Consider the following 25,211-nt stretch of genomic DNA (forward strand, 5'->3'; position numbering starts at 1 on the left):
AATGGATGGTCCACCCCTTCGAGTCGGAGTGAGCGGCAGCGTCCCAGTGCCCGGGCCCGCCGGTGCCCCGGCGGCCGCCGAGGCCGTCGAGACGGTGGTTCCGGCCGCCGCCGACCAGGCTCGCGAAGTGACGGCGGTCGTCGAGGAGCCCGCTGCCGAGGAGGCCGGACGTCCGCGTCGCCGGGTCGCCCGCCGTGCGTCCGCGCCCGCCGGGTCCCCGGCCTCCGCCGAGGCCGCCGAGACCGTCGTCCCGGCCACCGCCGCGTCGGGTGCGGCCGCTGCTGCCGAGGCCGACGGCGTCGCTGAGCAGCCCGCCGTCCAGGCGCCCGCCGCCGCGGAGGAGGCCCCCGCCGCGCGTCCGCGCCGCCGTGCGACCCGCCGCGCGTCCGCGCCCGCCGGAGCGCCGAAGGCGGCCGAGTCCGCTGCCGCCGAGGCTCCCGCAGCCGAAACCCCCGTCACCGAGGCTGCCGCTGCCACCGAGGTGAGCGGTGTCGCCGAGGAGGCCGCCGCTGCCGGTCGTTCGCGTCGCCGGGTCGCCCGCCGCGCGTCCGCGCCCGCCGGCGTGCCGAAGGCCGCCGAGGAGGCTCCCGCCGCCGAAGCCGTCCCCGCCCAGGCCGTCCGGGAAGCGGAGGAGACCGCGGAAGCCGTCCAGGTGCCGGTCGCCGAGGAGGCGGCCCAGCGCCGTACCCGTCGCCGGTCCACCCGCCGGGCGTCCGCGCCCGCCACCGACACCGCCGAGTCCGCGGAGGCCACGGCCGACGAGACCGCCGCCGGTGCCCAGACCCCGGAGGTCCCCGTCACCACGCACACCACCGAGCCCGCCACCGCCGCCCAGGCGCCGCAGGCCCCCGCGTCGCAGGCCCCCGCCGAGGCGGCCGGCCCGCGTCGTTCCCGGCGCCGGGTCGTGCGCCCCGTGTTCGGGTTCTCCGAGCCCGCGCAGTCCACGCAGCCCGCGCAGCCCGCCGAGGCGGAGACCCCCGAGCCCGAGCCCGAGGCCCCGCGCCGGCCCGCGCGCCCGGCCGTCGCCGTCTTCCAGGCGCCGGTGTTCACCGAGCCGAGGTTCCAGACCCCGGAGCGCGCCGCCGCCCAGGCAGCCGCCGAGGCCGCCGAGGCGGAGGAGCCCGAGGAGTTCCCGGAGGAGCGGGCCGAGACCGGAGCGCGCCGCCGCCGTCGCCGCCGGGGCGCCGCCGAGGAGACCCCGGCCGTCGAGGCCGCCGCCGAGGAGGAGCCGGAGGAGCCCGCCGAGGCCGTCGCCGAAGCCGAGGAGGAGGCCGAGGAGGAGGCCGAGGAGGAGGCCGAGGAGGCGGAGGGCGCCGAGGGCTTCGAGGAGTCCGGTGCGCGCCGCCGTCGCCGTCGTGGCGGCCGGCGTCGCCGTCGCGGTGAGACCGCCGAGGGCGAGGGCGCGGAGGCCGAGGCCGAGGAACTGGCCGCCGAGCAGGCCGCGCAGGACGCCGAGGACACCGCCGAGCAGGAGGAGGAGGACGCCGAGGAGGCCCACGACGAGGCCGGTGTCTCCAGCTCCAGCAGCCGTCGCCGTCGTCGCCGCCGTCGTCGCGCCGGTGACACCGCTGCCGACACCGAGCCCGGCGAGGGCGACCCGGAGCGCACGGTCGTCAAGGTCCGCGAGCCCCGCAAGCCCGCCGAGCCGTCGGACGAGGTGCAGTCCATCAAGGGCTCGACCCGTCTGGAGGCCAAGAAGCAGCGCCGCCGGGAAGGCCGTGAGCAGGGGCGCCGCCGTGTCCCGATCATCACCGAGGCCGAGTTCCTGGCCCGCCGCGAGGCCGTCGAGCGCGTGATGGTCGTGCGCCAGCACGGCGAGCGCACGCAGATCGGCGTCCTGGAGGACGGCGTGCTCGTCGAGCACTACGTCAACAAGGAGCAGGCGACCTCGTACGTCGGCAATGTCTACCTCGGCAAGGTCCAGAACGTGCTGCCGTCGATGGAGGCCGCCTTCATCGACATCGGCAAGGGACGGAACGCCGTCCTGTACGCCGGTGAGGTCAACTTCGAGGCGCTGGGCATGGCCAACGGCCCGCGCCGCATCGAGTCTGCCCTGAAGTCCGGGCAGTCGGTCCTCGTCCAGGTGACGAAGGACCCGATCGGGCACAAGGGCGCGCGTCTGACCAGCCAGGTCTCCCTGCCCGGCCGCTACCTCGTGTACGTCCCCGAGGGCTCGATGACCGGGATCAGCCGCAAGCTGCCCGACACCGAGCGGGCCCGGCTGAAGACCATCCTCAAGAAGATCGTCCCCGAGGACGCGGGCGTCATCGTGCGCACCGCCGCCGAGGGCGCGAGCGAGGACGAGCTGCGCCGGGACGTCGAGCGGCTGCAGGCGCAGTGGGAGGACATCCAGAAGAAGTCGAAGAACGGCAACGCCCCGACGCTGCTGTACGGCGAGCCGGACATGACCGTCCGGGTCGTGCGCGACATCTTCAACGAGGACTTCTCCAAGGTCATCGTCAGCGGTGACGACGCCTGGGACACGGTCCACGGGTACGTCTCGCACGTCGCCCCGGATCTGGCGGGCCGGCTGTCGAAGTGGACCTCCGAGGTCGACGTCTTCGCCACCTACCGGATCGACGAGCAGCTCGCCAAGGCCCTGGACCGCAAGGTCTGGCTGCCCAGCGGCGGTTCGCTGGTGATCGACAAGACCGAGGCGATGGTCGTCATCGACGTCAACACCGGCAAGTTCACCGGCCAGGGCGGCAACCTGGAGGAGACCGTCACCAGGAACAACCTGGAGGCGGCCGAGGAGATCGTGCGCCAGCTGCGGCTGCGCGACCTCGGCGGCATCGTCGTGATCGACTTCATCGACATGGTCCTGGAGTCCAACCGCGACCTGGTGCTGCGCCGTCTGCTGGAGTGCCTGGGCCGCGACCGGACCAAGCACCAGGTGGCCGAGGTGACCTCGCTGGGCCTGGTGCAGATGACCCGCAAGCGGGTCGGCCAGGGTCTGCTGGAGTCCTTCTCCGAGACCTGCGTCCACTGCAACGGCCGCGGTGTCATCGTGCACATGGAGCAGCCGAGCGTCGCCGCCGGCGGTGGCGGCAAGCGCAAGAAGCGCGGGCGTGGGGGTGAGGTGCACGAGCACGTGCACGAGACCGCCGCCGTGGCCGTGGAGACCGGCGAGGCCCTCGAGCCCGAGGTGGAGACCGCCGCCGAGGTGGCCGCCGAGGTCGCCGAGCCGGTCACCCTGCCTGCCCCCGACTTCGCGCCGGACGAGGAGCTGTACAGCAGCGTCGCCGAGGCGGAGGCGGCGGCCACCCGTGGCCGTACGCGGCGCCGGGCGAGCCGCCGGGCCTCGGCTCCGGCCGGCGCGCCGAAGGCGGAGGCTCCTCGCCAGAGGGCCCCGAGGACCGAGGCCGCCGTGGCCGCCGAGGCGCCGACCGCGCAGGAGGTCACCGCCCAGGAGGCGGCGGCGCGCCCGGTGCGTCCGGAGCCGGCCGCCGAGGCCCTGGCCCAGCCCGCGGCCGTCGAGGACCAGGTGGTCGCGGCGCCGCATGCCGAGGCTGCCGAGGAGGCCGCGCCCAAGGGGCGTACGCGCCGTCGTGCGACCCGGAAGGTGTCGGCGCCGGCCGGTTCCCCCGCGGGGGCCGAGGCGGCGGTGGTGACCGTGCCCGAGGCCGAGGAGCCGGTGGCACAGCCCGCGGCCGAGGCGCCCGCCGAGGAGGCCCCGGCCCCGGTCGCCGTCGAGGAGGCGCCCGCCGAGGCCGCCGCCCCGGCCCGCCCGCGCCGTCGTGCCGTGCGCAAGGTCGGCGCGCCGACCGCGTCCGAGGAGGCGGCCGTCGTGGTCGTCCCGTCGGCCGCGGCGGAGGAGGCGCCGGCCGGCGATGTCACGGCCGAGGAGGTGGCCGAGGCGACCGCTCCGGCCAAGAAGGCGGCTCGCAAGACCGCCAAGAAGGCCACGGCGAAGAAGGCCGCCGCCAAGAAGACCGCGGTGAAGAAGACCGCGGCCAAGAAGACCACGGCCAAGAAGGCGGCCAAGACGGCCGCCGCGAAGTCGGCGGCGAAGAAGACCACCACGGTCGTGGCTTCGGACGCCTCCGACGAGGGCTGACGCCCGGGGTGTGGGGCCGGTCCGGGTGACCGGCCCCACACCCACCGGGGCCCGGTTTGACCCTCCAGGTCATGGCCCCGTAACCTTGACCGTCGGCGTGTCCACTGAACATGCCACATCCCCGTAAACCTCTTCCTCCCGGGCGCAAGGTTGGCCGGGAGAGGTCGTCCGTGGTGTTTCTGGGCGGCTGGCCTGCGGGGGTGCCGTTTCTTCGAGCGAAAGAGAGATCCGCGTGTACGCCATCGTGCGCAGCGGTGGTCGCCAGCACAAGGTTGCTGTCGGCGACATCGTTGAGGTTGACAAGATTTCCACCGCCAAGGTTGGCGACACGGTCGAGCTCTCGACCCTGCTCGTTGTCGACGGCGACGCTGTGACCAGCGACCCGTGGGTGCTGGCCGGCATCAAGGTCCAGGCCGAGGTCGTGGACCACCACAAGGGCCAGAAGATCGACATTCTGCGCTACAAGAACAAGACCGGCTACCGCCGTCGGCAGGGCCACCGCCAGCAGTACACGGCGATCAAGGTCACGTCGATCCCCACGGCTGCGAAGTAAGGGACTGAGGAGACATGGCACACAAGAAGGGCGCATCGTCCACCCGGAACGGTCGCGACTCCAACGCCCAGCGGCTCGGCGTGAAGCGCTTCGGCGGTCAGGTCGTGAACGCTGGTGAGATCCTGGTCCGTCAGCGCGGCACCCACTTCCACCCCGGCGCCGGTGTCGGCCGTGGCGGCGACGACACGCTGTTCGCCCTGCAGGCCGGTGCGGTGGAGTTCGGTACCCACCGCGGCCGCAAGGTCGTGAACATCGTTCCGGTCGCCTGAATCGCCTGATTCAGCACTGAACGCCTTCGCGAGGCGGACCTCACTTCCCGGTCGGGAAGGCGGGTCCGCCTTTCGCGTGTTGACCACTGTGTCGACGACGAGACATACCCGTACTTTCTGGAGGCACTGAACCATGACCACCTTCGTGGACCGCGTCGAACTGCATGTCGCCGCGGGTAACGGAGGTCACGGCTGTGCCTCCGTCCACCGCGAGAAGTTCAAGCCGCTCGGCGGCCCGGACGGCGGCAACGGCGGCCGTGGCGGTGACGTCATCCTCACCGTCGACCAGTCGGTGACGACACTTCTCGACTACCACCACTCCCCGCACCGCAAGGCCACCAACGGCAAGCCCGGCGAGGGCGGCAACCGCTCCGGCAAGGACGGCCAGGACCTCGTCCTGCCCGTGCCGGACGGCACGGTCGTGCTGGACAAGGCCGGCAATGTGCTCGCCGACCTGGTCGGCCACGGCACCTCGTACATCGCCGCACAGGGCGGCCGCGGCGGCCTCGGCAACGCGGCGCTGGCCTCCGCCCGCCGCAAGGCGCCCGGTTTCGCGCTGCTCGGCGAGCCCGGGGACCTGCACGACATCGTCCTGGAGCTGAAGACCGTCGCCGATGTGGCGCTGGTCGGCTACCCGAGCGCCGGCAAGTCCTCGCTGATCTCCGTGCTCAGCGCGGCCAAGCCGAAGATCGCCGACTATCCCTTCACGACCCTGGTGCCGAACCTCGGTGTCGTGACGGCCGGTTCGACCGTCTACACCATCGCCGACGTGCCGGGTCTGATCCCGGGCGCCAGCCAGGGCAAGGGCCTGGGCCTGGAGTTCCTGCGGCACGTGGAGCGGTGCAGCGTGCTGGTGCACGTGCTGGACACCGCGACCCTGGAGTCCGAGCGCGACCCGGTCTCCGACCTCGACGTCATCGAGGAGGAGCTGCGCCAGTACGGCGGCCTGGACAACCGTCCCCGGCTCGTCGTCCTGAACAAGGTCGACGTGCCGGACGGCAAGGACCTCGCCGAGATGGTCCGCCCTGACCTGGAGGCGCGCGGCTACCGCGTCTTCGAGGTGTCGGCGGTCGCCCACATCGGGCTGCGCGAGCTGTCGTTCGCGCTCGGTGAGCTGGTCGGCAAGGCACGCGCGGCCAAGCCGAAGGAGGAGGCGACCCGGATCGTCATCCGGCCCAAGGCCGTGGACGACGCCGGTTTCACCGTCACCCACGAGGAGGTCGGCGGCGAGCCGCTGTTCCGGGTGCGCGGTGAGAAGCCCGAGCGCTGGGTCCGTCAGACCGACTTCAACAACGACGAGGCCGTCGGCTATCTCGCCGACCGGCTGGGCCGCCTCGGCGTGGAAGAGGAGCTGATGAAGGCGGGCGCCCGGGCCGGCGACGCCGTCGCCATCGGCCCCGAGGAGAACGCGGTCGTCTTCGACTGGGAGCCGACGGTCATGGCCGGCGCGGAGATGCTGGGCCGCCGCGGCGAGGACCACCGCTTCGACGCGCCGAGGCCTGCGGCACAGCGCCGCCGGGACAAGCAGGCCGAGCGGGACGAGGCGCTGCGCGAGTACGACGAGTTCGACCCCTTCGAGTAGGGCTCGGACCATTGCCGGGGCAACCCCGTTCCGCTCCGGTGAGTCGAACCGTGCGGCGTGGAGAGGCACTTGAGCCTCTCCACGCCGCACTTCTCTGTCACCATGACTCCCGGAGCCGATGTGTCCCGGTCGTCCCGGTCCCGTTCCCTCCGCCGGTGCACGCTCACGATCGCACCGGTGTCGCCCTGGCCGCCGCCCGCACCCGAGCCCGGGACTCATCCCGGTCCCAGGCTCCTCTCAGCCTCGCCTCAGGCAAGCCTCTTACCGTCCCTTAACCATGGAGACGGCCTGCACGACGACCCCCGCGCCCCTGCCCCCGGGCACCCGCCTGCTGCACATCGGCCCGCACAAGACCGGGACCACCGCCATCCAGGGCGCCCTCTTCGCGGCCAGGGAGCGCATGCCGGAACACGGCGTCGCGTTCCCCGCGCACACCCGGCATCCCATGGAAGCCGCCCTCGCCGCCTGCGCCCGGCCGGCGATGATGGGCGACACCGTGCCCACCGACCGGCACTGGCGGCGGCTGCTGGACCAGGTGGCGGCCACTGGCGGGCTCACTTCGGTGATCAGCAGCGAGTTCTTCGCCGACGCCCAGGGCGACGGGACGATCGCCCGGATCGTGGAGCGGCTCGGCGGCGACCGCGTGCATGTGCTGGTCACGCTGCGCCCCCTGGTGAAGATCATGCCCTCGCAGTGGCAGCAGTACGTGCAGAACGGGCTGCGCATGGGCTATGCGGACTGGCTGGAGCACATGCTGCGCAGGCCGCCGTACGAGAAGCCCAATCCGAGCTTCTGGCACCGGCACCGGCACGACCGGCTGGTCGAGCGCTGGGCGCGGGCGGTCGGTCCGGGGCGGGTGACCGTGGTCGTGGTGGACGACGGTGACCGCGGTGGTCTGCTGCGCACCTTCGAGGCGCTGCTCGGGCTGCCGGAGAATCTCCTGCGGCCCGTTCCCGACGCCGCTAATCGTTCTCTTACCCTCGCCGAGACCGAAATGCTGCGCAATCTTAATGTCGAATTCCGCGGCAATGGACTGCCGGCCGAGCTGTATTCCCGTCTTGTCCGGGGCGGCGCCGTTCTCCATATGAAGAACGCGTGCCCTCCCGAGCCCGGGGACGTGAAGATCGTGACGCCGCGCTGGGCGGTCGAGCGGGCGGCCGGGATCGGCGCCGAGTCGGCAGAGCGGATCGCCGCGCTGGGGGTGCGGGTCCTCGGCGATCCGGCCCTGCTGTCCGCCGTTCCCGAACAACCGCAGTCCGGGCAGGTCGAGCCCCGGATCGCCCCGGAGGTCGCGGCCAGCGCGCTGTACGGGGCGCTCGCCGCGGCGGCCGGGCAGGCCTCCGTCCGGACCGTACAGCAGACGTCGTCGAGGGAACTCGTGCGGGTCCTCGGGCACCGCTGTCTGAAGCGGCTCGGGCGGCGCTGAACCGCACCCATGACCCGTGACGGACCTGTGGACTTACTCACAGGAAATTCACGGGTGTTCGCCAGGTTCCGGACCCAATCACCGGGGGTGCAAGGTGAATGACAGGTTGCGCTCACATATGCATGGGATGTCGCTCACCTTGCACTGCGCTTACCTAAAGTGGGAGCATTTCACGGTTCCCTGACGCCCCAAGGTAGGTCACCTGTGTCCCAGCACATAGCCAAGCCCCGAACCACCGCAGTGATCCTGGCCGGTGGCACCGGCCAGCGGGTGGGTCTGTCGATCCCCAAGCAGCTGCTGAAGATCGCCGGCAAGGCAGTCATCGAGCACACCCTGACCACCTTCGAGAAGGCGGACTCGGTCGACGACGTCATCGTGCTGATGGCGCCGGGCTTTGTCCCGGACGTCGAGAAGATCGTGGCCAAGGCCGGCTTCACCAAGGTGAAGAAGATCATCGAGGGCGGCTCCACGCGGAACGAGACCACCGAGCGCGCCATCTCCGCGCTGCGCGAGGGCCTGGCCGAGGGTGAGGACCTCAACGTCCTTTTCCACGACGCCGTACGCCCCCTGCTCTCGCGGCGCGTCATCGACGACTGCGTGGCCGCGCTGGAGCGTTACCAGGCCGTGGACGTGGCCATCCCGTCCGCCGACACCATCATCGTCACGCGAACGCACGGCGAGGACGGCGAGTTCATCACCGAGATCCCGGACCGCTCCCGGCTGCGCCGCGGCCAGACCCCGCAGGCCTTCAAGCTGTCCACGATCCGCCGCGCCTACGAGGTCGCCGCCGGCGACCCCAACTTCCAGGCCACGGACGACTGTTCCGTCGTGCTCAAGTACCTGCCGGACGTGCCGATCCACGTCGTCGCGGGTGACGAGTACAACATGAAGGTGACTCAGCCGGTCGATGTCTTCATCGCCGACAAGCTGTTCCAGCTGGCCTCCACCGCCGCGCCCGAGCAGGTCGGCGAGGACGCCTACCGCGACCTGCTCACCGGCAAGACGCTCGTCATCTTCGGCGGCTCCTACGGCATCGGCAAGGACATCGCCGAACTCGCCGAGTCCTACGGCGCGAACGTCTACGCGCTGGGCCGCTCCACCACCGGCACCCACGTGGAGAACCCGGAGGAGGTAGACGACGCGCTCTCCAAGGCGTACGCGGAGACCGGCCGGATCGACTACGTCGTCAACACCGCGGGCGTGCTGCGCATCGGCAGGCTCGCCGAGACCGACAACGCCACCATCGAGGAGGCGCTGAAGGTCAACTACCTGGCCCCGGTGCAGATCGCCCGGTCCAGCTACAAGTACCTCGCCGAGACCAACGGCCAGTTGCTGCTGTACACCTCCAGCAGCTACACCCGCGGCCGCGCCGAGTACTCCCTGTACTCCTCCACCAAGGCCGCCATGGTGAACCTCACCCAGGCGCTGTCCGACGAGTGGGCCGGCGACGGCATCCGCGTCAACTGCATCAACCCCGAACGCACCGCCACCCCGATGCGCACCAAGGCCTTCGGCCAGGAGCCCGCGGGCTCGCTGCTCTCCTCCGAGGCCGTGGCCCGCACCTCCCTGGACGTGCTCCTGTCGGAGCTGACCGGCCATGTCATCGACGTCCGTCAGCAGGACCCGACGGCGGGTGCCGCCATGGCCTCCGGTTTCGAGCAGGCGCTGGCCACTGTTCTGGACCGCCAGGACGGCATGTAATAATTCGTCAATAGCTTTTAGGAATTTCAGGCCTCTGCCACCGCTCATTAACCGGGCGTTAGCAGAGGCCTGAATCCGTACATCTCTCACCATTCCCCGCGAACCGGCACTCTCCCTCCCAGAGCAGGTTTCTCCGTGATATCCACTGCTATTCGCGTCGCCCGGGTGGGCAGCGCGGCCGAGCTGACCGCGGCGGCCCTCATGATCCTGGGCTTCCCGGCGCTCATGCTGGCCGCGCTCGCCCCGAGCGTTCCCGCCTTCGCGGCCCTGGCCGCCGTGACGTACCTGGCGGATCACTATCTGCACCGCAAGGGCAGCTATCTGATCAACCGCCTCAGCAAGATCCGGGCGGGTCTGTCGATCCGCTTCCTGATCCGGCAGCTGCTGCTGATCCTGCTACTGGCCCGCCTCTCGCACGCGGACGACCTGATCTTCTACGGCGCCGTCGCCTGCTTCATCGCCTTCTACGGCCTTCAGGCCCCGCACGGCGCGCTGGTCACGCTCATCCGCAACCGCCGCCGGATGCCGGTCGCCACCCGCAACATCGACCTGAAGTCGCGCATCCGCATCCCGGACGCCCCGCCGCGCCGGCTGCTGCACCGCAGCGCGGAGAAGATGCTCCACCTGGACCTGTTCGCGATGATCGGCATCCTGGTCTCGGCCGGGCAGGACTCACCTGCCGCGCCGGGCTTCGCCGGCGTCGGTCTCACCGTCGGCCTCGGCGTCCTGTACGTCCTCGTGCTCGTGCCGTACGTGCGCGGCCGGAAGATCCCGCCCAAGGCCGAGATCGTCCTCGCCGCCGTCGACGACTGGCTGGCCGGCTACAAGCCGGAGACGGTCCTGTACTTCTCCGGCTCCAAGGACTCCGCGTACCAGGTCAACATGTGGCTGGAGACGATGGAGCAGCTGGACACCCGGCCGCTGATCATCCTTCGTGAGCGGGCCATCCTGAGCAACCTCGCGCCGACCACGGTCCCCGTCATCTGCGTGCCCGGAGGGGTGCACCTGATGAACCTGGACCTGTCGACCGTGCGTGTGGCCCTGTACGCCGCGAACGTCGGCAAGAACATCCACCTGCTGCGCGTGCCCACCATGAAGCACGTCTTCATCGGCCACGGCGACAGCGACAAGCTCGCCAGCGTCAACCCGTACAGCAAGGTCTACGACGAGGTGTGGACCGCCGGGCGGGCCGGCCGCGACCGCTACGCCATCGCCGACGTCGGTGTCCGCGACGACGACATCGTGGAGGTCGGCCGTCCCCAGCTCGCGCCCATCCAGAGCCGGCAGGGCGGGCCCGACGGCCCCCGCGGTGGAGCCGCTGACGGACACTGCCCGACAGTTCTTTACGCCCCGACCTGGGAAGGCTGGGACGGCAACCCCGGCAACACCTCGATCGTGCTCGCCGGCGAGACCATCGTGAAGAAGCTGGTGTCGGCGAACCCGCCGGTCCGCGTCCTCTACAAGCCGCACCCGTTCACCGGCACCGTCAGCAAGAAGGCCGCCGCCGCGCACAGGCGGATCACCGCCCTGGTGGAGAAGGCCGCCGCCGAGCGCGCCGCCGACTCCCGCTTCACCGCCGACGGCAAGGCGCTCGCCCAGGCCAAGGCCGAGCTGACCCGGATCGAGGCCCGGCTCGCCGAGCTGGTCGCGGCCGGCGACGACAAGGGCGACGAGGCCGAGGCCACCCGGGACGGCGTCGTCGACGTGGCGAAGCACGCGGAGATCGCCCGGCTGCGCGCCGAGTGGGACACCGCCTACTGGCGCTCCTTCCCGTCGTACGAGCACCGCGTCATCACCGGCGCCGAGCCGCGTCTGTACGACTGCTTCAACGTCTCCGACGCGATGGTCTCCGACATCTCCTCCGTGGTCTCCGACTTCATCGCGAGCGGCAAGCCGTACGCGGTCACCGACTCCGCGGCGCTCGGTCACGAGGAGTTCAAGCGGCAGAACACGGCGGTGCGCGCCGCGGTGATCCTGTCCAACGACGCGCGCGAGCTGGGCGCACTGCTGGACGCCGTGCGCGATCCGTCGGCCGACCCGCTGACGGAGGCCCGCAAGGAGCTCAAGCGCTATCTGCTGGGCCCGGACGAGCCGAAGTCCATCGAACAGTTCAACGCCGCGGTGGCCGGCCTGGCCCTCAAGGCCGAGGCCCGCAACGTCGGCCAGCAGTCCCGGCTGGGCGCCGGGAGCGCGGACCCCGCCGGGGCCGCCGGGCTGACCAACGCGGTGCCCAGCCAGCGGACCGCGTCCGCCGACGACCAGGACGGTGTGAACGCCGGCTGACACCCACTGCCGAGGAGGGCCGGCCCCGGGAGAGATCCCGGGGCCGGCCCTCGCCGTCGTCCGGAATCCGTTGTTCACGTTTCTTACAGGCGCTCTTACCCCGGACGCCGACCGACGGTGAGCAACTCTTACCGACCCTACGTACTGTCGGGTGGATACCCGAGCCCCGCGTGACATGCATCACTGGTCACCCGATGCAGGGCAACCGCTTCCATGAGGAGACTGTCTGACGGGTTGCCATTGTGGCGATACTGGGGAAATTCTCTTTTGGTAAGTAAGGGGAAAGTGTGACCGTCGTGACGCAGCCTGATGTGAGCGTGATCATCGGGGCGTACGAAGCGATGCCGTACCTGGTCGAGTGCCTGGCGTCCGTCGAGGCCCAGACCATGGACCCGGCACGTCTCGAGGTCATCGCGGTCGACGACGGCTCGACGGACGGCACCGGGGAGTGTCTGGAGGAGTTCGCCGCCCGCGCCCCCATGCGCGTCACCGTCATCCGCCAGAAGAACTCCGGCGGCCCCAGCGGCCCGCGCAATGTCGGCCTCGGCAGGGCGGCCGGCCGGTTCGTGTTCTTCCTCGACGCCGACGACCGGCTCGGCCCCGAGGCCCTTGAGCGCATGGTCGCCATGGCCGACGAGAACGGCACGGACGTGGTGCTCGGCAAGGTCGAGGGCATCAACCGCATTCCGCCGAAGTCCATGTGGGGCAAGACCCTCGGCCGTACCGACGTCTTCTCCTCCAACATCAAGTTCACGCTGAGCGCGCAGAAGCTCTTCCGCCGCGAGCTGCTGGACAGGCACAGCATGCGGTTCGACGAGTCTCTGTTCACCGGCGAGGACGCCCTGTTCACCATGGAGGCGTACCTGCGAGCGGACGGCGTCTCGGTCCTTGCCGACTACCCCTGCTACTACCTGGTCGGCCGCGAGGACGGCAAGCACGTCACCAAGAGCGGCAGCTACACCCTGCGCTTCGACTCCGCGCGGTCCCTGATGACGCTGATCGCCGACATGGTCCCGGCCGGCGACAAACGGGACCTGCTCATGGTCCGGCCCTTCCTGATCACCCTGCTGCCGCAGTTCGGGCCGAAGTTCCTCAAGGACAGCGAGAAGGTCCGCCGGCACAAGTTCGAGCTGGCCAAGCCGCTGATGGACGCGTACTGGACGCCCGGAGTGGCCCGGCGGCTGAAGGTGCACGAGCGGCTGCGGCTGCACCTGGTCGCCCTGCAGCGAGCCGATCTGCTGCTGGACGTCGTGGAGTTCGTCAAGGCCAAGAAGCAGCCCGGCGCGATCCTGGAGAAGCGCGGCACCCGCGTCTACCTCGCCTACCCGCACTTCCGCTCGGAGACGGCCGCCATCCCGGACGACATCTACCTCGCCGCACCCCGCGAGGCCCGCGCCGTCCACGGCTACCGCGAGGCCGCCGCCAACTCCTTCCTGCGCCGGGTACTGCGCAAGGTACGGCGGACGCTGTCGGCGAAGAAGTTCAATCCGGCGGCGGCCTGACCGGGCGACACTCGCGGCGTGGCCGGGGTTGTGCGGGGTGGCTTGTGCCGTGGCGCGGACCGGTCGGGCAGGAGAGAACCGGTCCGCGCGGAGCGCCCCACACCAGCAGGCCAACCGCGGCCGGATGCCCGGCGCAGCGGGCGGCCCACCACGCGGCGGGCGCGGCGGTAGACGGACGCGGCGGGCGCGGGGGAGGTGCCCTGTGCCTTGCATGACCGGGCCGGCTCCTTGCGCAACTTCGCGTTGTCCTCGGCCAGTTCGCTGACCTGCATGTGCAGCCGGCCGAACCGGCTGCTGAGCGAGGTGAGGTCGGTGTCGTTCCACGGCCGGATGCCCGGCGGGAAGGACAGCGACCGCAGCCGCTCCTCGAAGGCGGTGCCGCCGTCGCCGTGCGTGAAGGTGTTCCGCAGCCCTTGCTTCTTCAGGAAGCCGACGAACCGGTCGAACCTCTCCCGGTGGTTGCTCACCAGGCCGCCGAGGTCCGCCTCCTCGTACAGCCGGGCCGGATCCGCCGCCTGCGGATCCTTGGCGGCCTGGTCCAGCGGCTGATGCGGGATCTCGAAGTACCGGCACAGCTCCAGCGTGCGCCAGTCGCCGCACAGCACGGTCGCGGGCGTCCCCGCCGGCAGCGCCGCGATGTTGCCGTGGATGCGCGAGCCGAAGGAGAAGTCAAAGCCGCGCAGATCGTCGATCCGGGTGACCGGGTCGATGTACACCCGCACCTTGTCCTCCCGGTACAACGGGTGGTCCGGGTGCGTCGGCATGGCGGCCTCCCGGGAGTTGGGGTCCGTGAGGTCGGCGCCCACCGCCGGCACCCGCTTGCGGACATCGAGCTCGGGGCCGTCTCGCTCCGGACACCGATCGACGAGCTGCGCTCCAGCACAGCCTCGCAGAACCCGCGCACCGACTGCTCCATCGGCTTCAGCCGGGCCGGGTTGTAGCTCACCCCCGTCTGCGCGCCGACGCCCAGCACCACGACCGGGATCCTCAGCTTGTCGATCAGCCGGGTCAGCCGCTTCGGCCGGCCCTCGAAGGACGGCCGGAAGGCGTTGGCCGGCGGGAGGACGAACGCGTCGTACCTCGTTGGTCCGGGCGGCCGCGGCCAGGTCCGTGCCGATCCCGTTGGACACGACCTCGGCGTCCGGTGTCTCAAGGATCTTGTGCGGCGCGTCGCTGAAGATCAGATTTCCCGAGTTGGTGGCGATGACGTCCCGGTGCACGACGAGCTTTAATTTCCATACGCAAGCAGTACAACTTTTTTGCCGTACGCAAACCGTGAAGGAACGGCTACGGAACGCGTGTCCGGAGGCTGGACCGGTGGGCGAGGGCCGATCCGCTTCGCGTAGATTGCCGCTCAGGCAGCCGGAACAGCGCGCGGGCAAAAGAGGGGAACAGAGGGCAAGGTGGCAAGGGCAAGGCAGGCCGTGGGCGAGGCCCGCAGGATCGTCGTCAAGGTGGGCTCCTCGTCGCTGACCACCGCCGCCGGCGGTCTGGACGCCGACCGCGTCGACGCGCTGGTCGACGTGCTGGCCAAGAGCCGCAGCGGCGGAGAGCGGGAGGTCGTCCTCGTCTCCTCCGGTGCCATCGCCGCCGGTCTCGCCCCGCTCGGTCTGCGCCGCCGCCCCAAGGACCTCGCCCGGCAGCAGGCCGCCGCCAGCGTCGGCCAGGGCCTGCTCGTCGCCCGCTACACCGCCTCCTTCGCCCGCTACGGCGTCCGCGTCGGCCAAGTCCTGCTCACCTCCGACGACATGAGCCGCCGCGCCCACCACCGCAACGCCTCCCGCACCCTCGACAAGCTCCTCGCGATGGGCGCCCTCCCGATCGTCAACGAGAACGACACGGTCGCCACCGACGAGATCCGCTTCGGCGACAACGACCGCCTCGCCGCCCTCGTCGCCCACCTCGTCCACGCCGACCTGCTCGTGCTCCTCTCCGACATCGACGGCGTCTACGACGGCGACCCCAGCAAGCCCGGCACCTCGCGGATAGCGGAGGTGAAGGGGCCGGATGACCTCGCGGGCGTCGCGATCGGCAGCGCGGGCAAGGCCGGCGTGGGCACCGGCGGGATGGTCACCAAGGTCGAGGCCGCCCGGATCGCGGCCGCGGCCGGCATCCCCGTGGTCCTCACCAGCGCCGTGCACGCGGCGGACGCCTTGAGCGGCGGCGACACCGGCACCTACTTCCACCCCACCGGAAAGCGCTCCGCCGACCGGCTCCTGTGGCTCCAGCACGCCTCCACCCCGCAAGGGGCGCTGACCCTGGACGACGGGGCGGTGGACGCCGTGGTGAAGCGACGCACATCGCTGCTGCCCGCCGGAATCGCCGCCGTGGAGGGCGAGTTCAGCGCCGGTGACCCCGTCGAACTGCGCGACACCACGGGGCGCGCGGTGGCCCGTGGACTCGTCAACTTCGACGCCAAGGAGATCCCCCGGCTGATCGGGCGCTCGACCCGTGAACTGGCCCGGGAACTCGGCCCGGCGTACGAACGCGAGGTCGTACACAGGGACGACCTGGTGCTCTTGCACGCGTAAAACGGGACGTAACGACAGCCCTCGGTGGGGGACGTTCCGTAAAACCGCCCCGCGGTGCCGTAGGGCCTGCTCAACTTTGTCTCAGAGAGACGTTCCGACAGACGTCCCCGAGCAGTGGGTGAAGGAGGCCGTCGTGAGACGAGTGCGCCCTGGGGTGGCCACCCGCGGTGCCCTGACGAGCGTCGCCGCCGGTGACACCTATGAGGAGCCCAAGGACATGCCCCGGCTCTGGCACGTCACTCTCAGCGTCTCCGGCCCGGACGTCCCCCTCACCGATCTGCGGCGGGCCCTGGAACAGCTGGCCCACGACCACCCCTTCCTGCTGACCAGCAGGTACGCGAGCGACCACGCGGAGATCCGGTACTGGGAGGAGGCCCGCGACCTGCACGACGCCGCCGCCGTCGCCCTGCGCCTGTGGGGCGAGCACCGGCAGACCGCCGGGCTGCCCCCGTGGGAGATCGTCGGCCTGGAGGTCATCGACCGCGAGACCTACCACCACCGCATCGCCGAGGGCTACGGCCCGCCGCCAGCCACACCGGTGGGAGTCCATCCCTTTTGATCCCTCCTGAGACCTTGTCTCGGGGTTTGGGATGAGCGGTGACCGACACGAGCCGCGCACTACCCTTCCCTCATGACCACGCTCTCGCCGTACGACTCGATGTCCCCGGTCACCCAGGCCGCCTACCGGGCCAAGGCCGCCGCCGCAGACCTCGCGCCGCTCCCGCGGGCCGTGAAGGACGACGCGCTGCTCGCCATCGCCGACGCGCTGGAGGTCCGGACCGCCGAGATCGTCGAGGCCAACGCTCGCGACGTGGCCAAGGCCAGGGAGAACGGCACCAGCGAGGCCATCGTCGACCGCCTCACCCTCACCCCCGAGCGGGTCCGCGCCATCGCCTCCGACGTCCGTGACGTGGCGAAGCTGCCCGACCCGGTCGGCGAGATCGTCCGCGGCTCCACCCTCCCCAACGGCATCGACCTGCGTCAGGTCCGCGTCCCGCTCGGCGTCGTCGGCATCATCTACGAGGCCCGCCCCAACGTCACCGTGGACGCCGCCGCCCTCTGTCTGAAGTCCGGCAACGCCGTCCTGCTGCGCGGCTCCGCCTCCGCCTACGAGTCCAACACCGCCCTCGTCCGCGTCATCCGGGACGCCGTCGGCGGCGCAGGCCTGCCCGCCGACGCCGTCCAGCTGGTCCCGGGAGAGAGCCGCGAGAGCGTGCGCGAGCTGATGCGCGCCCGGGGCCTCGTCGACGTGCTGATCCCGCGAGGCGGCGCCTCCCTCATCCAGACCGTGGTGAGCGAGTCCACCGTTCCCGTCATCGAGACCGGCACCGGCAACTGCCACGTCTACGTCGACGCCCACGCCGACATCGACATGGCCATCGACATCCTGATCAACTCCAAGGCCCAGCGGGTCAGCGTCTGCAACGCCGCCGAGACCCTCCTCGTCCACCAGGACATCGCCCCGGTGTTCCTGCCGCGCGCCCTCGACGCCCTCGCCGAGGCCGGCGTCACCGTGCACGCCGACGAGCGGGTGATGGCCTACGCCGAGAACTCCAAGGCCACGGTGGTGGAGGCCGTGGCCGAGGACTGGGAGACGGAGTACCTCTCCTACGACATCGCCGCCGCGGTCGTCGACTCCCTGGACAGGGCCGTGGAGCACATCCGGCTGTGGACCTCCGGCCACACCGAGGCGATCGTCACCACCTCCCAGCAGGCCGCCCGCCGCTTCACCCAGCTGGTCGACTCCACCACCGTCGCCGTGAACGCCTCCACCCGCTTCACCGACGGCGGCCAGTTCGGCTTCGGCGCCGAGATCGGCATCTCCACCCAGAAGCTGCACGCCCGCGGACCGATGGGCCTGCCGGAGCTGACCAGCACGAAGTACATCGTCACCGGTGACGGCCACGTGCGCCCCTGAGACTCACCCGTTCGGCCGTACGCCCCGCGCGTCGTGGCGGGCGGCCGAAACGGCGTCTCACCAGTCAGACGAATTTCCATACCGTCTGCCCAAATTGACCCCCCAGGTCTACTCTGGATGCGTGCCGGAGGACGTGGGGGGCACGCCGTTCCCTGACGGCTGGGAGCCCGACGACGACCACGACCACGGGGTGTCGGACGAAGAGTTCGCCTCCGTGGTCTTCGACGAGGCCTTCGTACAGGCGGCCACGGTCCATGAGCCGACCGCCGTCGAGCGCCTCCTTGCCGCCGCACAGGCCAGAGCCGAGGCCTCCGACGCGGAGGCCCGCCGCGCCCACGCCCGAGGCGAGCGCTACGACGACGCCTACGGCCCCGAAGGGACCGAATTCGGCCAAGATCCTGAGGACGACGAACTGGAGGACACCTACGTCCTCGGCGACCGCCGCTTCGGGGGATACGGCAAGCAGGTCCGCTGGCATCGCCCCGTGGCCTGGGTGCTGGCCGTCGTGATGGGCATCGGCATGGTCGCCCTGGCCTTCGCCGCCGTCTACCGCGGCGGCTCCGCGGGCACCCGTGACGGGATTCCCACGCCCGCCCCGACCGGCCTGGAACAGGGCAGCGCCGCCGCGCCCTCTGTCTCCGCCGACACCGCCCAGCCGCCGGCCTCGGCCATCCCGCGCTCCCCCTGAACGCCCGCCCCCGCTCTTGGTGAGCACCTGTCAGAAGTTGTCGTGTAGCAGGGCGTTTACCTGAGGCCTACGCGACCTACTCTGAAAGTATGAGCGGGTCTGGAGACCCACCGGAGGGCACACCCGAGGGCGGGCCCGGAGGTGGCGAGGACGAGTACCGATCCGTCGTGTTCGACGAGTCGTTCGTCCGTGCTGCGCGTCTCCAGGAGTACTCCGCCGAGGAGCGGATGGCCGACCACGCGCCCGCCGTACGCCGCCGTCCGCCCCTGCACCGCGGACTCACCCGACAGGCCCTGATCCTCGTCCTGCTGATCGCCGTCGCCTTCGGCACCGCGATCTACATGGGCGTCCGCCACCCCTACGGCACCCCGGAGACCCGGCGCCCCGTCGAACCCCTGAGGATGACGGTGATCCCGCTCGCCCCCACGGGCAAGGTGCCGGGCACCGCCGACGCCGAGAGCCTGTACACGCACAGTCCCGCCGCGTCGTACGACGTCGGCGCCGAGGGCATACCGCTGCCGGCCGCCCGCAGCACCGCCCACTTCTCCGACAGCCAGGTGGTGACCGCGCTCACCACCGCCAAGGACTACGTAGTCCGCTCCTCGCTCGACCCCGAGGTGCTGACCGGCCGCCAGGTCAGCCCTGTCCGCTCCCTCATCGACGCCGACCAGCTCGATCAGTTCGACCAGAGCTTCGACCACCCGGCGGCGGACGGCCGGCACGCCCCCACCGGCTGGCTGGTCCGTCTCGACCCCTCCCGCGTCCAGCTCGCCGCCGACGGACCGACCCGCGTCCAGGGCAACCTCCAGGCTGTCGAGAGCGACGCGAGCACGCTGGAGGTCACCGCCGACCACACCTTCGTCTACGCCCTGCGCCCCACCGGTGCCGCGGCCGGCGCCCCCGCGTCCCTGTTCACCCTCCGCCGCGAGGTGACCTTCCGCTTCACCCGCGACGATCTGCGCACCCACCAGGTCCAGCTGGTCACGTCCTACGTCCAGGCGGGCCCGCTCGCCTGCACCGAGGACTCCACGGCCTACCTCCGCCCCCTCCTGGCCGGCCAGACGGCCCACACCGGCGGCCCCGCGGGCACCGACCCCTACGAGACCGACAGCCCTGCGGCCCTGTGCGGGACGCTGGCCGCCGGAGCTGAGCCGAAGGTGTGAGCGGGGAAGTTTTCGAGGGCGGCCGGGGTCGGCCCTTGGGGCCGAGGAGGGGCGGCACCGCCGGATCCCGCCGCTGTGGCTGAACGGGGAGCCGGTGCGGCTGTGGTTGAGCGCGGAGCCGGTGCTGCCGTGGCTCAGCGGGGAGCCGGTGCCGTGGCGGCGGGGCGAGGGGAGCCGGTGTCCGTGTGGCGGGCTGGTGTCACCCCTCCTGAGGGGCGTCCGCCGGGCCTCCCTTGGCCGGTGGCGGGCTGCGGAAGCCGTCGAAGCCGCGGCGGACCCGGCCGCTCAGGTCGCCCGCGCCGTCCGCGAGGTCCGTGACCAGCTTCATCAGCGGGTCCTTGGAGGTCTTCACGTCGCTCGCGTAGCTGGCCGCCGACTCGCGGAAGGAGTCGCTGACCGAGGTGTCCTTGTCCTCGTCACGCCGCGGGTAGTGGCCGTCCATGATCCGCTGGAAGTCCCGGGACTCGGCCCACTTCTTCAGCTCGGCCGCACGGATCGTGGCGAAGGGGTGCGAGCGGGGCAGCACGTTCAGGATCTTCAGCACGGAGTCGCGCAGATCGCCGCCGGAGTCGTACTCCTCGGCCTGCTCCAGGAACGCGTCCACGTTCATCTCGTGCAGATGGTTGCCGCCCGCGATCTTCATCAGGCCGCGCATCGAGGCCCGGACATCCTGCCCCACCAGCAGCCCCGCCCGGTCCGCGGACAGCTCCGACTTGCGGAACCACTCCCTGAGCGCCGTGATAATGGCCATGATCGCGAAGTTGCCCAACGGGATCCAGGCGACCTTCAGCGCGAGGCTGGTCAGGAACAGCAGGATCGTGCGGTACACCGAGTGACCGGACAGCGCGTGTCCCACCTCGTGCCCGACGACCGCCCGCATCTCCTCCTCGTCGAGGAGTTCCACGAGCCCCGTGGTGACCACGATGATCGGCTCGTCCAGGCCGATGCACATCGCGTTCGGCTGCGGGTCCTGGTTGACGTACATCGGCGGGACCTTCTCCAGGTCCAGGATGTAACAAGCGTCCAGCAGCATGTCGTGCAGATGCTGGAACTGCCGTTCGGAGACGCGCACCGAGTCGGACAGGAACAGCAGTCTCAGGCTCCGCTCGGGCAGCAGCCCGCTGAGCGCTTTGAAAACGGTGTCGAATCCGCTCAGCTTGCGCAGCGCGACCAGGGCCGAGCGGTCGGCCGGATGCTCGTAGGCACGCGAGGATATCCCCGGGAAGCGCCTGCGCTGCCTGCTCGGCACGCGCTCGTGCCCCGTCTGCTGCTGGCCGTCGTCGGACATGTCTTCCCCCATGTGCGTATGAGTGCCCACTGTGCCCCCGAAGCGGAGTCCAGCCTAGGCGGAGATACCGTGGACGGGCAGTACGGCCGAAGGAGTCCACTCATGGAGCACCACCCCACAGCCGCCTGGCTGACTGATGCCGCCGCAAGCGCCGTCCAACAGCACGGGTCGGGCAATCTGCTCCGTATCGTCCTGATCGTGATGGTCCTGGGCTGTGCACTGACCGCCTGGTTCCTGCTGAGCGGCTACAAGCGGAAAGACGACTGACAGCTCGCGAAAGTTCCCCCGCGGGCCCAACGGCGGAGTCGGCGTGATCGCCGCCGGGACGCCCGCATACGATGAGCCGACATCTTTATCCCGCCCACACGCGTTAGGTCCTGCCGAAGATGAGCCTTCCCAGCACCGCAGCCCACTTGGTCACCCTCGCCGAAGCCGAGGGCGGCCACCACAACAGCCTCAACCCCGCGGTCACCGGAGGCAGCGCCCTCGCCATCCTGCTGCTCCTGCTGTGGATCACCACCCGCTTCAACCGCGACCGCTGAGCGGGGACCCCGTCCCCGGCCGGACGCCCAAGGCCGGGCCGGTAGGGTCTGCACGCATGGGAGAGCAGGACATGCCTACCGGTCCGGCAGACGAGACCGCCGACGACACGGTCAAGCACCCGCAGTACCGGCAGCACCGGCCGGGCCACGGCCCCGCGCACACGGGCAAGCGGCGCCTGGGCGTCATGGGCGGGACCTTCGACCCGATCCACCACGGGCACCTGGTGGCGGCCAGCGAGGTCGCCGCGCAGTTCCAGCTGGACGAGGTGGTGTTCGTGCCCACCGGCGAGCCGTGGCAGAAGTCCCACCGCAGGGTCTCGCCGGCCGAGGACCGCTATCTCATGACGGTCATCGCCACCGCCGAGAACCCGCAGTTCTCCGTCAGCCGCATCGACATCGACCGCGGCGGCCCCACCTACACCGTGGACACCCTGCGCGACCTGCGCGCCCTCAACCCCGACACGGACCTCTTCTTCATCACCGGCGCCGACGCCCTCGCGCAGCTGCTGACCTGGCGAGACAGCGAGGAGCTGTTCTCCCTCGCGCACTTCATCGGCGTCACCCGGCCCGGCCACCATCTGACCGACCCCGGCCTGCCGGAAGGCGGCGTCTCGCTCGTCGAGGTGCCGGCGCTGGCCATCTCCTCCACGGACTGCCGTGCGAGAGTCGCCAAGGGAGAACCCATCTGGTACATGGTGCCGGACGGAGTCGTGCGCTACATCGACAAGCGCGAGCTGTACCGCGGCGAGTGAGCCGAGAGGGGCACCGGTGAACGACCGATACGACGCGGGTGACGTTGGCCATGGCGCCGGCCCGTACGAAATCGTCGGCTATGACGAGTACGGCCGACCCATATACCGGCAGGTCCCGGCACAGCAGGCACCGCAGGCGACCTACGACCCGTACGCCCAGCAGCAGGGCTACGGCTACGACCCGTACGCCACCGGCCAGCAGCCACCGGTGACCTCCTACGACCCGGGCCGGCCCGCACCCGGGTACGACCCCTACGGCTCCCAGGCCCCGTACGACCCCTACGGCACCGGCACCCAGCACCTCGTCGGCCACGACCCCTACGGGCAGGCCGCGAACAGCGGACAGCAGCCCCGGGTCACCGAGCAGACCGCCCACATCCCGCAGCAGGCCGGCCCGGCGCAGCGCCCGCACGCCCCGGCGCCGTCCCAGGGGCCGCGGGACGCGGGCGAACGGGATTACCACACCGAGCAGTTCGCATTCGTCGAGGAGCCGGACGGCGACTCCGAGGACGTCATCGACTGGCTGAAGTTCACCGAGAACCGCACCGAGCGCCGCGAGGAGGCCCGCCGCCGCGCCCGCAGCCGGATCATCGCCCTTCTCGTCGTCCTCGCCCTCGTCGCGGTCGGCGGCGTCGGCTACCTCTGGTACGCCGGAAAGCTGCCCGGTCTGTCCTCCTCCGGCTCCAAGCCCGGCGCGGCGACGCCGGTCGCCGCCCAGAAACGCGACGTGATCGTCGTCCACCTGCACAACACCGGCAAGGGCGGCACCTCCACGGCGCTGCTGGTCGACAACACCACCACCAAGCAGGGCAGCACCGTGCTGCTGCCCAACTCCCTCGCCCTGAGCGACGACGACGGCTCCACCACCACTCTCGCCAAGTCGGTGGACGGCGACGGCGCCTCCGGCACCCGCGACCAGCTGGACACGGTCCTCGGCACCGACATCCAGGGCACCTGGCGCCTGGACACGCCCTACCTGCAGAACCTCGTCGACCTGGTCGGCAACATCGACATCGACACCAACACCGACGTGCCCGACCCGGACACCAGGAAGAAGGGCGCGGAACCCCTCGTCCACAAGGGCAGCGACCAGACCCTCAGCGGCAAGATGGCCGTCGCCTACGCCACCTACCGCGCCGCCGGAGAGTCCCAGAACGCCCAGCTGGAGCGGTTCGGCCAGGTCATGCAGGGCGTGCTGCGCAAGATGTCCTCCGACCCGTCGTCGGCCACGACCACCGTGCAGACCCTCGCGCAGATCCTCGACCCGCCGCTCACCGACAAGGACCTCGGCACCTTCCTCGCCAAGCTCGCCGACCTCGCCAAGAGCGGCGCCTACAAGACCGCCCTGCTGCCGGTCCAGGCCGACGGCACCCTGAGCGCGAGGACCAGCGACAGCGTGGTGAAGGACATCCTCGGCGGCACCGCCAAGAGCCCCGACGCCGGCTCCGCGGTCCGGGTCTCCGTGCAGAACGCCACCGGTGTGAAGGACGACGCGGAGAAGGCCCGTGTGGTGCTGCTCAACGGCGGCTTCACCTTCCTTGAGGGCGGCACCGCCCCCGGTGCGCAGGCCACCTCGAAGGTGGTCTACTCGGACGCCTCCCACAAGTCGGACGCCACCGAGGTCGCCAAGACCCTCGGCCTGCCCGCAGGCTCCGTGGCCAAGGGCACCGTCTCCTCCGGCGCCGACGTCTCGGTCGTCCTCGGTCAGGACTACAAGCCCACCAGCTCCTGACCGGGCGGTCCCGCGCACCCCACGTGCCACCGTAATCACGTGGGGTGCGCCCGGCGGTCCGTGAGACCCTTGAGGTCCAGTGACCGCCGACCGAAAGCTTCGTAGTGACCGCCACCGACCGTTCTCTTGACCTCATCAACACCGCCGCCCAGGCGGCGGCCGACAAGCTCGCCCACGACGTCATCGCCTACGACGTCAGCGACGTGCTGTCGATCACGGACGCCTTCCTGCTGGCCTCCGCGCCGAACGACCGCCAGGTCAAGGCCATCGTCGACGAGATCGAGGAGCGCCTGCTGAAGGAACTCGGCGCCAAGCCGGTCCGCCGCGAGGGCGACCGCGAGTCCCGCTGGATCCTGCTCGACTACGTCGACATCGTCGTGCATGTCCAGCACAGCGAGGAGCGCGTCTTCTACGCCCTGGAGCGGCTGTGGAAGGACTGCCCCGAGCTGGAGCTGCCTGCCGACGCCAAGGCCACCCGCGGCAAGGCCGAGGAGCACGCGAAGCTGCAGGCCGCCGAGGCAGAGCAGCAGCCGGGCGGGGACTGGTGATGAGCGCCACCGGCGAGGTCACCGACCGCAAGAATCGCGGCCGCCGCATCATCCTGTGGCGGCACGGCCAGACCGCCTGGAACGTCGAGCGCCGCTTCCAGGGCAGCACGGACGTCGCGCTGACCGAGACCGGCATCGGCCAGGCCCGCCGTGCCGCCCGGCTGCTCGCCTCCCTGGGGCCGGACTCGATCGTCTCCTCGGACCTGCAGCGGGCGGCGAACACCGCTGCCGAGCTCGCCGCCCTGACCGGCCTCGACGTCACCCGCGAGGAAGGCCTGCGCGAGACCTACGCGGGCGTCTGGCAGGGGCTGACGCACGAGGAGATCATCGCCCGCTACGGCGAGGAGTACGCCGCCTGGAAGCGCGGCGAGGCGGTCCGCCGCGGCGGCGGCGAACTGGAGACCGAGGTCGCCGACCGTGCGGCGCCCGTCGTACTGCGGCACCTCGAGAAGCTGCCGGAGGACGGCACTCTCGTCGTCGTCAGCCACGGTGGCACCATCCGCACTACCATCGGCCGGCTGCTCGGCCTGGAGGCCAGGCACTGGGAGAGCCTCGGCGGCCTCTCCAACTGCTGCTGGTCCGTGCTCGGTGAGGGCGCCCGCGGCTGGCGCCTGCTGGAGCACAACGCCGGCACCCTCCCGGAGCCGGTCCTCGGCGACGACGACTGAGCCTCTGG

At 71.1% G+C, this 25,211-nt stretch carries 21 protein-coding genes; 19 read left to right on the forward strand and 2 right to left on the reverse strand.

The genetic code is table 11. The features are described 5' to 3' along the window. The first annotated feature begins 1 nt into the window (after position 1). The 8 genes from ACWCQS_RS29725 (at position 2) to ACWCQS_RS29760 (ending at position 13,373) form a co-directional block, all read left to right on the forward strand. Complete coding sequence (locus tag ACWCQS_RS29725) at positions 2-4,057, forward strand: Rne/Rng family ribonuclease (RefSeq protein WP_451007303.1); 4,056 nt, start codon at positions 2-4, stop codon at positions 4,055-4,057. Between the two features lie 232 nt (positions 4,058-4,289). Further along, complete coding sequence (gene rplU / locus ACWCQS_RS29730) at positions 4,290-4,610, forward strand: 50S ribosomal protein L21 (RefSeq protein ID WP_009188585.1); 321 nt, start codon at positions 4,290-4,292, stop codon at positions 4,608-4,610. 14 nt (positions 4,611-4,624) lie between these two features. After that, the gene (gene rpmA / locus ACWCQS_RS29735) at positions 4,625-4,879 is read left to right on the forward strand and encodes a 50S ribosomal protein L27 (protein ID WP_023550764.1); all 255 of its coding nucleotides are present in this window, start codon (positions 4,625-4,627) and stop codon (positions 4,877-4,879) included. A gap of 133 nt (positions 4,880-5,012) precedes the next feature. Then, positions 5,013-6,461 carry a GTPase ObgE gene (gene obgE, locus ACWCQS_RS29740; protein WP_388622287.1) on the forward strand — a complete coding sequence of 483 codons (1,449 nt, stop codon included), beginning with the start codon at positions 5,013-5,015 and terminating at the stop codon, positions 6,459-6,461. Between the two features lie 277 nt (positions 6,462-6,738). Continuing rightward, the gene (locus tag ACWCQS_RS29745; protein ID WP_451007304.1) at positions 6,739-7,887 is read left to right on the forward strand and encodes a hypothetical protein; all 1,149 of its coding nucleotides are present in this window, start codon (positions 6,739-6,741) and stop codon (positions 7,885-7,887) included. Between the two features lie 204 nt (positions 7,888-8,091). Beyond that, positions 8,092-9,588 (forward strand): SDR family NAD(P)-dependent oxidoreductase, encoded by a 1,497-nt coding sequence (locus ACWCQS_RS29750; RefSeq protein WP_451007305.1) that lies wholly within the window; start codon positions 8,092-8,094, stop codon positions 9,586-9,588. A 165-nt stretch (positions 9,589-9,753) separates the two neighbouring features. Beyond that, the gene (locus ACWCQS_RS29755) at positions 9,754-11,871 is read left to right on the forward strand and encodes a hypothetical protein (protein WP_451007471.1); all 2,118 of its coding nucleotides are present in this window, start codon (positions 9,754-9,756) and stop codon (positions 11,869-11,871) included. Positions 11,872-12,158: 287 nt separating this feature from the next. Then, complete coding sequence (locus tag ACWCQS_RS29760; protein ID WP_451007306.1) at positions 12,159-13,373, forward strand: glycosyltransferase family 2 protein; 1,215 nt, start codon at positions 12,159-12,161, stop codon at positions 13,371-13,373. On the opposite strand, the gene ACWCQS_RS29765 is transcribed toward ACWCQS_RS29760, so the two are convergent. Next, entirely contained in the window at positions 13,277-14,179 is a 903-nt protein-coding gene (locus ACWCQS_RS29765; RefSeq protein WP_451007307.1) for a hypothetical protein, read from the reverse strand. The two genes, ACWCQS_RS29760 and ACWCQS_RS29765, sit on opposite strands and share 97 nt — an antisense overlap. A gap of 618 nt (positions 14,180-14,797) precedes the next feature. On the opposite strand from ACWCQS_RS29765, the gene proB reads away from it, so the two are divergent. The 5 genes from proB (at position 14,798) to ACWCQS_RS29790 (ending at position 19,673) form a co-directional block, all read left to right on the forward strand. Further along, positions 14,798-15,904, forward strand: coding sequence for a glutamate 5-kinase (gene proB, locus ACWCQS_RS29770; RefSeq protein ID WP_451007472.1), 1,107 nt, complete (start codon positions 14,798-14,800; stop codon positions 15,902-15,904). A gap of 133 nt (positions 15,905-16,037) precedes the next feature. Next, the gene (locus tag ACWCQS_RS29775) at positions 16,038-16,463 is read left to right on the forward strand and encodes a hypothetical protein (protein WP_450984531.1); all 426 of its coding nucleotides are present in this window, start codon (positions 16,038-16,040) and stop codon (positions 16,461-16,463) included. Positions 16,464-16,535: 72 nt separating this feature from the next. Beyond that, positions 16,536-17,822 carry a glutamate-5-semialdehyde dehydrogenase gene (locus ACWCQS_RS29780; protein WP_451007308.1) on the forward strand — a complete coding sequence of 429 codons (1,287 nt, stop codon included), beginning with the start codon at positions 16,536-16,538 and terminating at the stop codon, positions 17,820-17,822. A gap of 121 nt (positions 17,823-17,943) precedes the next feature. Further along, positions 17,944-18,510: an SCO2584 family spore wall biosynthesis protein gene (locus ACWCQS_RS29785; RefSeq protein ID WP_451007309.1), complete on the forward strand. Its 567-nt coding sequence runs from the start codon at positions 17,944-17,946 to the stop codon at positions 18,508-18,510. Between the two features lie 89 nt (positions 18,511-18,599). Further along, entirely contained in the window at positions 18,600-19,673 is a 1,074-nt protein-coding gene (locus ACWCQS_RS29790; protein ID WP_451007310.1) for an SCO2583 family membrane protein, read from the forward strand. Positions 19,674-19,872: 199 nt separating this feature from the next. Here the strand turns inward: ACWCQS_RS29790 and ACWCQS_RS29795 are convergent, their stop codons facing one another. Beyond that, on the reverse strand, positions 19,873-20,961 hold the full coding sequence (locus tag ACWCQS_RS29795) for a M48 family metallopeptidase (RefSeq protein ID WP_451007311.1): 1,089 nt from the start codon (positions 20,959-20,961) through the stop codon (positions 19,873-19,875). A 102-nt stretch (positions 20,962-21,063) separates the two neighbouring features. Here ACWCQS_RS29795 and ACWCQS_RS29800 point away from each other — a divergent pair, with 102 nt between their 5' ends. The 6 genes from ACWCQS_RS29800 to ACWCQS_RS29825 all read left to right on the forward strand — a co-directional run bounded on the left by ACWCQS_RS29800 (position 21,064) and on the right by ACWCQS_RS29825 (position 25,203). Further along, on the forward strand, positions 21,064-21,228 hold the full coding sequence (locus ACWCQS_RS29800; RefSeq protein WP_450984525.1) for a hypothetical protein: 165 nt from the start codon (positions 21,064-21,066) through the stop codon (positions 21,226-21,228). A 119-nt stretch (positions 21,229-21,347) separates the two neighbouring features. Beyond that, entirely contained in the window at positions 21,348-21,503 is a 156-nt protein-coding gene (locus ACWCQS_RS29805) for a hypothetical protein (protein ID WP_330340003.1), read from the forward strand. Between the two features lie 56 nt (positions 21,504-21,559). After that, on the forward strand, positions 21,560-22,255 hold the full coding sequence (gene nadD, locus ACWCQS_RS29810) for a nicotinate-nucleotide adenylyltransferase (RefSeq protein ID WP_451007312.1): 696 nt from the start codon (positions 21,560-21,562) through the stop codon (positions 22,253-22,255). Between the two features lie 16 nt (positions 22,256-22,271). Next, positions 22,272-23,987 (forward strand): LytR C-terminal domain-containing protein, encoded by a 1,716-nt coding sequence (locus ACWCQS_RS29815; RefSeq protein WP_451007313.1) that lies wholly within the window; start codon positions 22,272-22,274, stop codon positions 23,985-23,987. Between the two features lie 104 nt (positions 23,988-24,091). Continuing rightward, the gene (gene rsfS / locus ACWCQS_RS29820; RefSeq protein ID WP_451007314.1) at positions 24,092-24,535 is read left to right on the forward strand and encodes a ribosome silencing factor; all 444 of its coding nucleotides are present in this window, start codon (positions 24,092-24,094) and stop codon (positions 24,533-24,535) included. Continuing rightward, positions 24,535-25,203 carry a histidine phosphatase family protein gene (locus tag ACWCQS_RS29825; protein WP_451007315.1) on the forward strand — a complete coding sequence of 223 codons (669 nt, stop codon included), beginning with the start codon at positions 24,535-24,537 and terminating at the stop codon, positions 25,201-25,203. The genes rsfS and ACWCQS_RS29825 overlap by 1 nt, the downstream gene beginning before the upstream one ends. Positions 25,204-25,211: the final 8 nt, after the last annotated feature.

This window comes from Streptomyces sp. NPDC002076, from assembly GCF_053593835.1.

Excerpts from the sequence above, each read along its gene's own strand:
- ACWCQS_RS29725 (WP_451007303.1), top strand. The coding sequence starts at position 2 with ATGGATGGTCCACCCCTTCGAGTCGGAGTGAGCGGCAGCGTCCCAGTG.
- rpmA (WP_023550764.1), top strand. The coding sequence starts at position 4,625 with ATGGCACACAAGAAGGGCGCATCGTCCACCCGGAACGGTCGCGACTCC.
- obgE (WP_388622287.1), top strand. The coding sequence starts at position 5,013 with ATGACCACCTTCGTGGACCGCGTCGAACTGCATGTCGCCGCGGGTAAC.
- ACWCQS_RS29745 (WP_451007304.1), top strand. The coding sequence starts at position 6,739 with ATGGAGACGGCCTGCACGACGACCCCCGCGCCCCTGCCCCCGGGCACC.
- ACWCQS_RS29780 (WP_451007308.1), top strand. The coding sequence starts at position 16,536 with ATGACCACGCTCTCGCCGTACGACTCGATGTCCCCGGTCACCCAGGCC.
- ACWCQS_RS29790 (WP_451007310.1), top strand. The coding sequence starts at position 18,600 with ATGAGCGGGTCTGGAGACCCACCGGAGGGCACACCCGAGGGCGGGCCC.
- ACWCQS_RS29795 (WP_451007311.1), bottom strand. The coding sequence starts at position 20,961 with ATGTCCGACGACGGCCAGCAGCAGACGGGGCACGAGCGCGTGCCGAGC.
- ACWCQS_RS29800 (WP_450984525.1), top strand. The coding sequence starts at position 21,064 with ATGGAGCACCACCCCACAGCCGCCTGGCTGACTGATGCCGCCGCAAGC.
- ACWCQS_RS29805 (WP_330340003.1), top strand. The coding sequence starts at position 21,348 with ATGAGCCTTCCCAGCACCGCAGCCCACTTGGTCACCCTCGCCGAAGCC.
- nadD (WP_451007312.1), top strand. The coding sequence starts at position 21,560 with ATGGGAGAGCAGGACATGCCTACCGGTCCGGCAGACGAGACCGCCGAC.
- ACWCQS_RS29825 (WP_451007315.1), top strand. The coding sequence starts at position 24,535 with ATGAGCGCCACCGGCGAGGTCACCGACCGCAAGAATCGCGGCCGCCGC.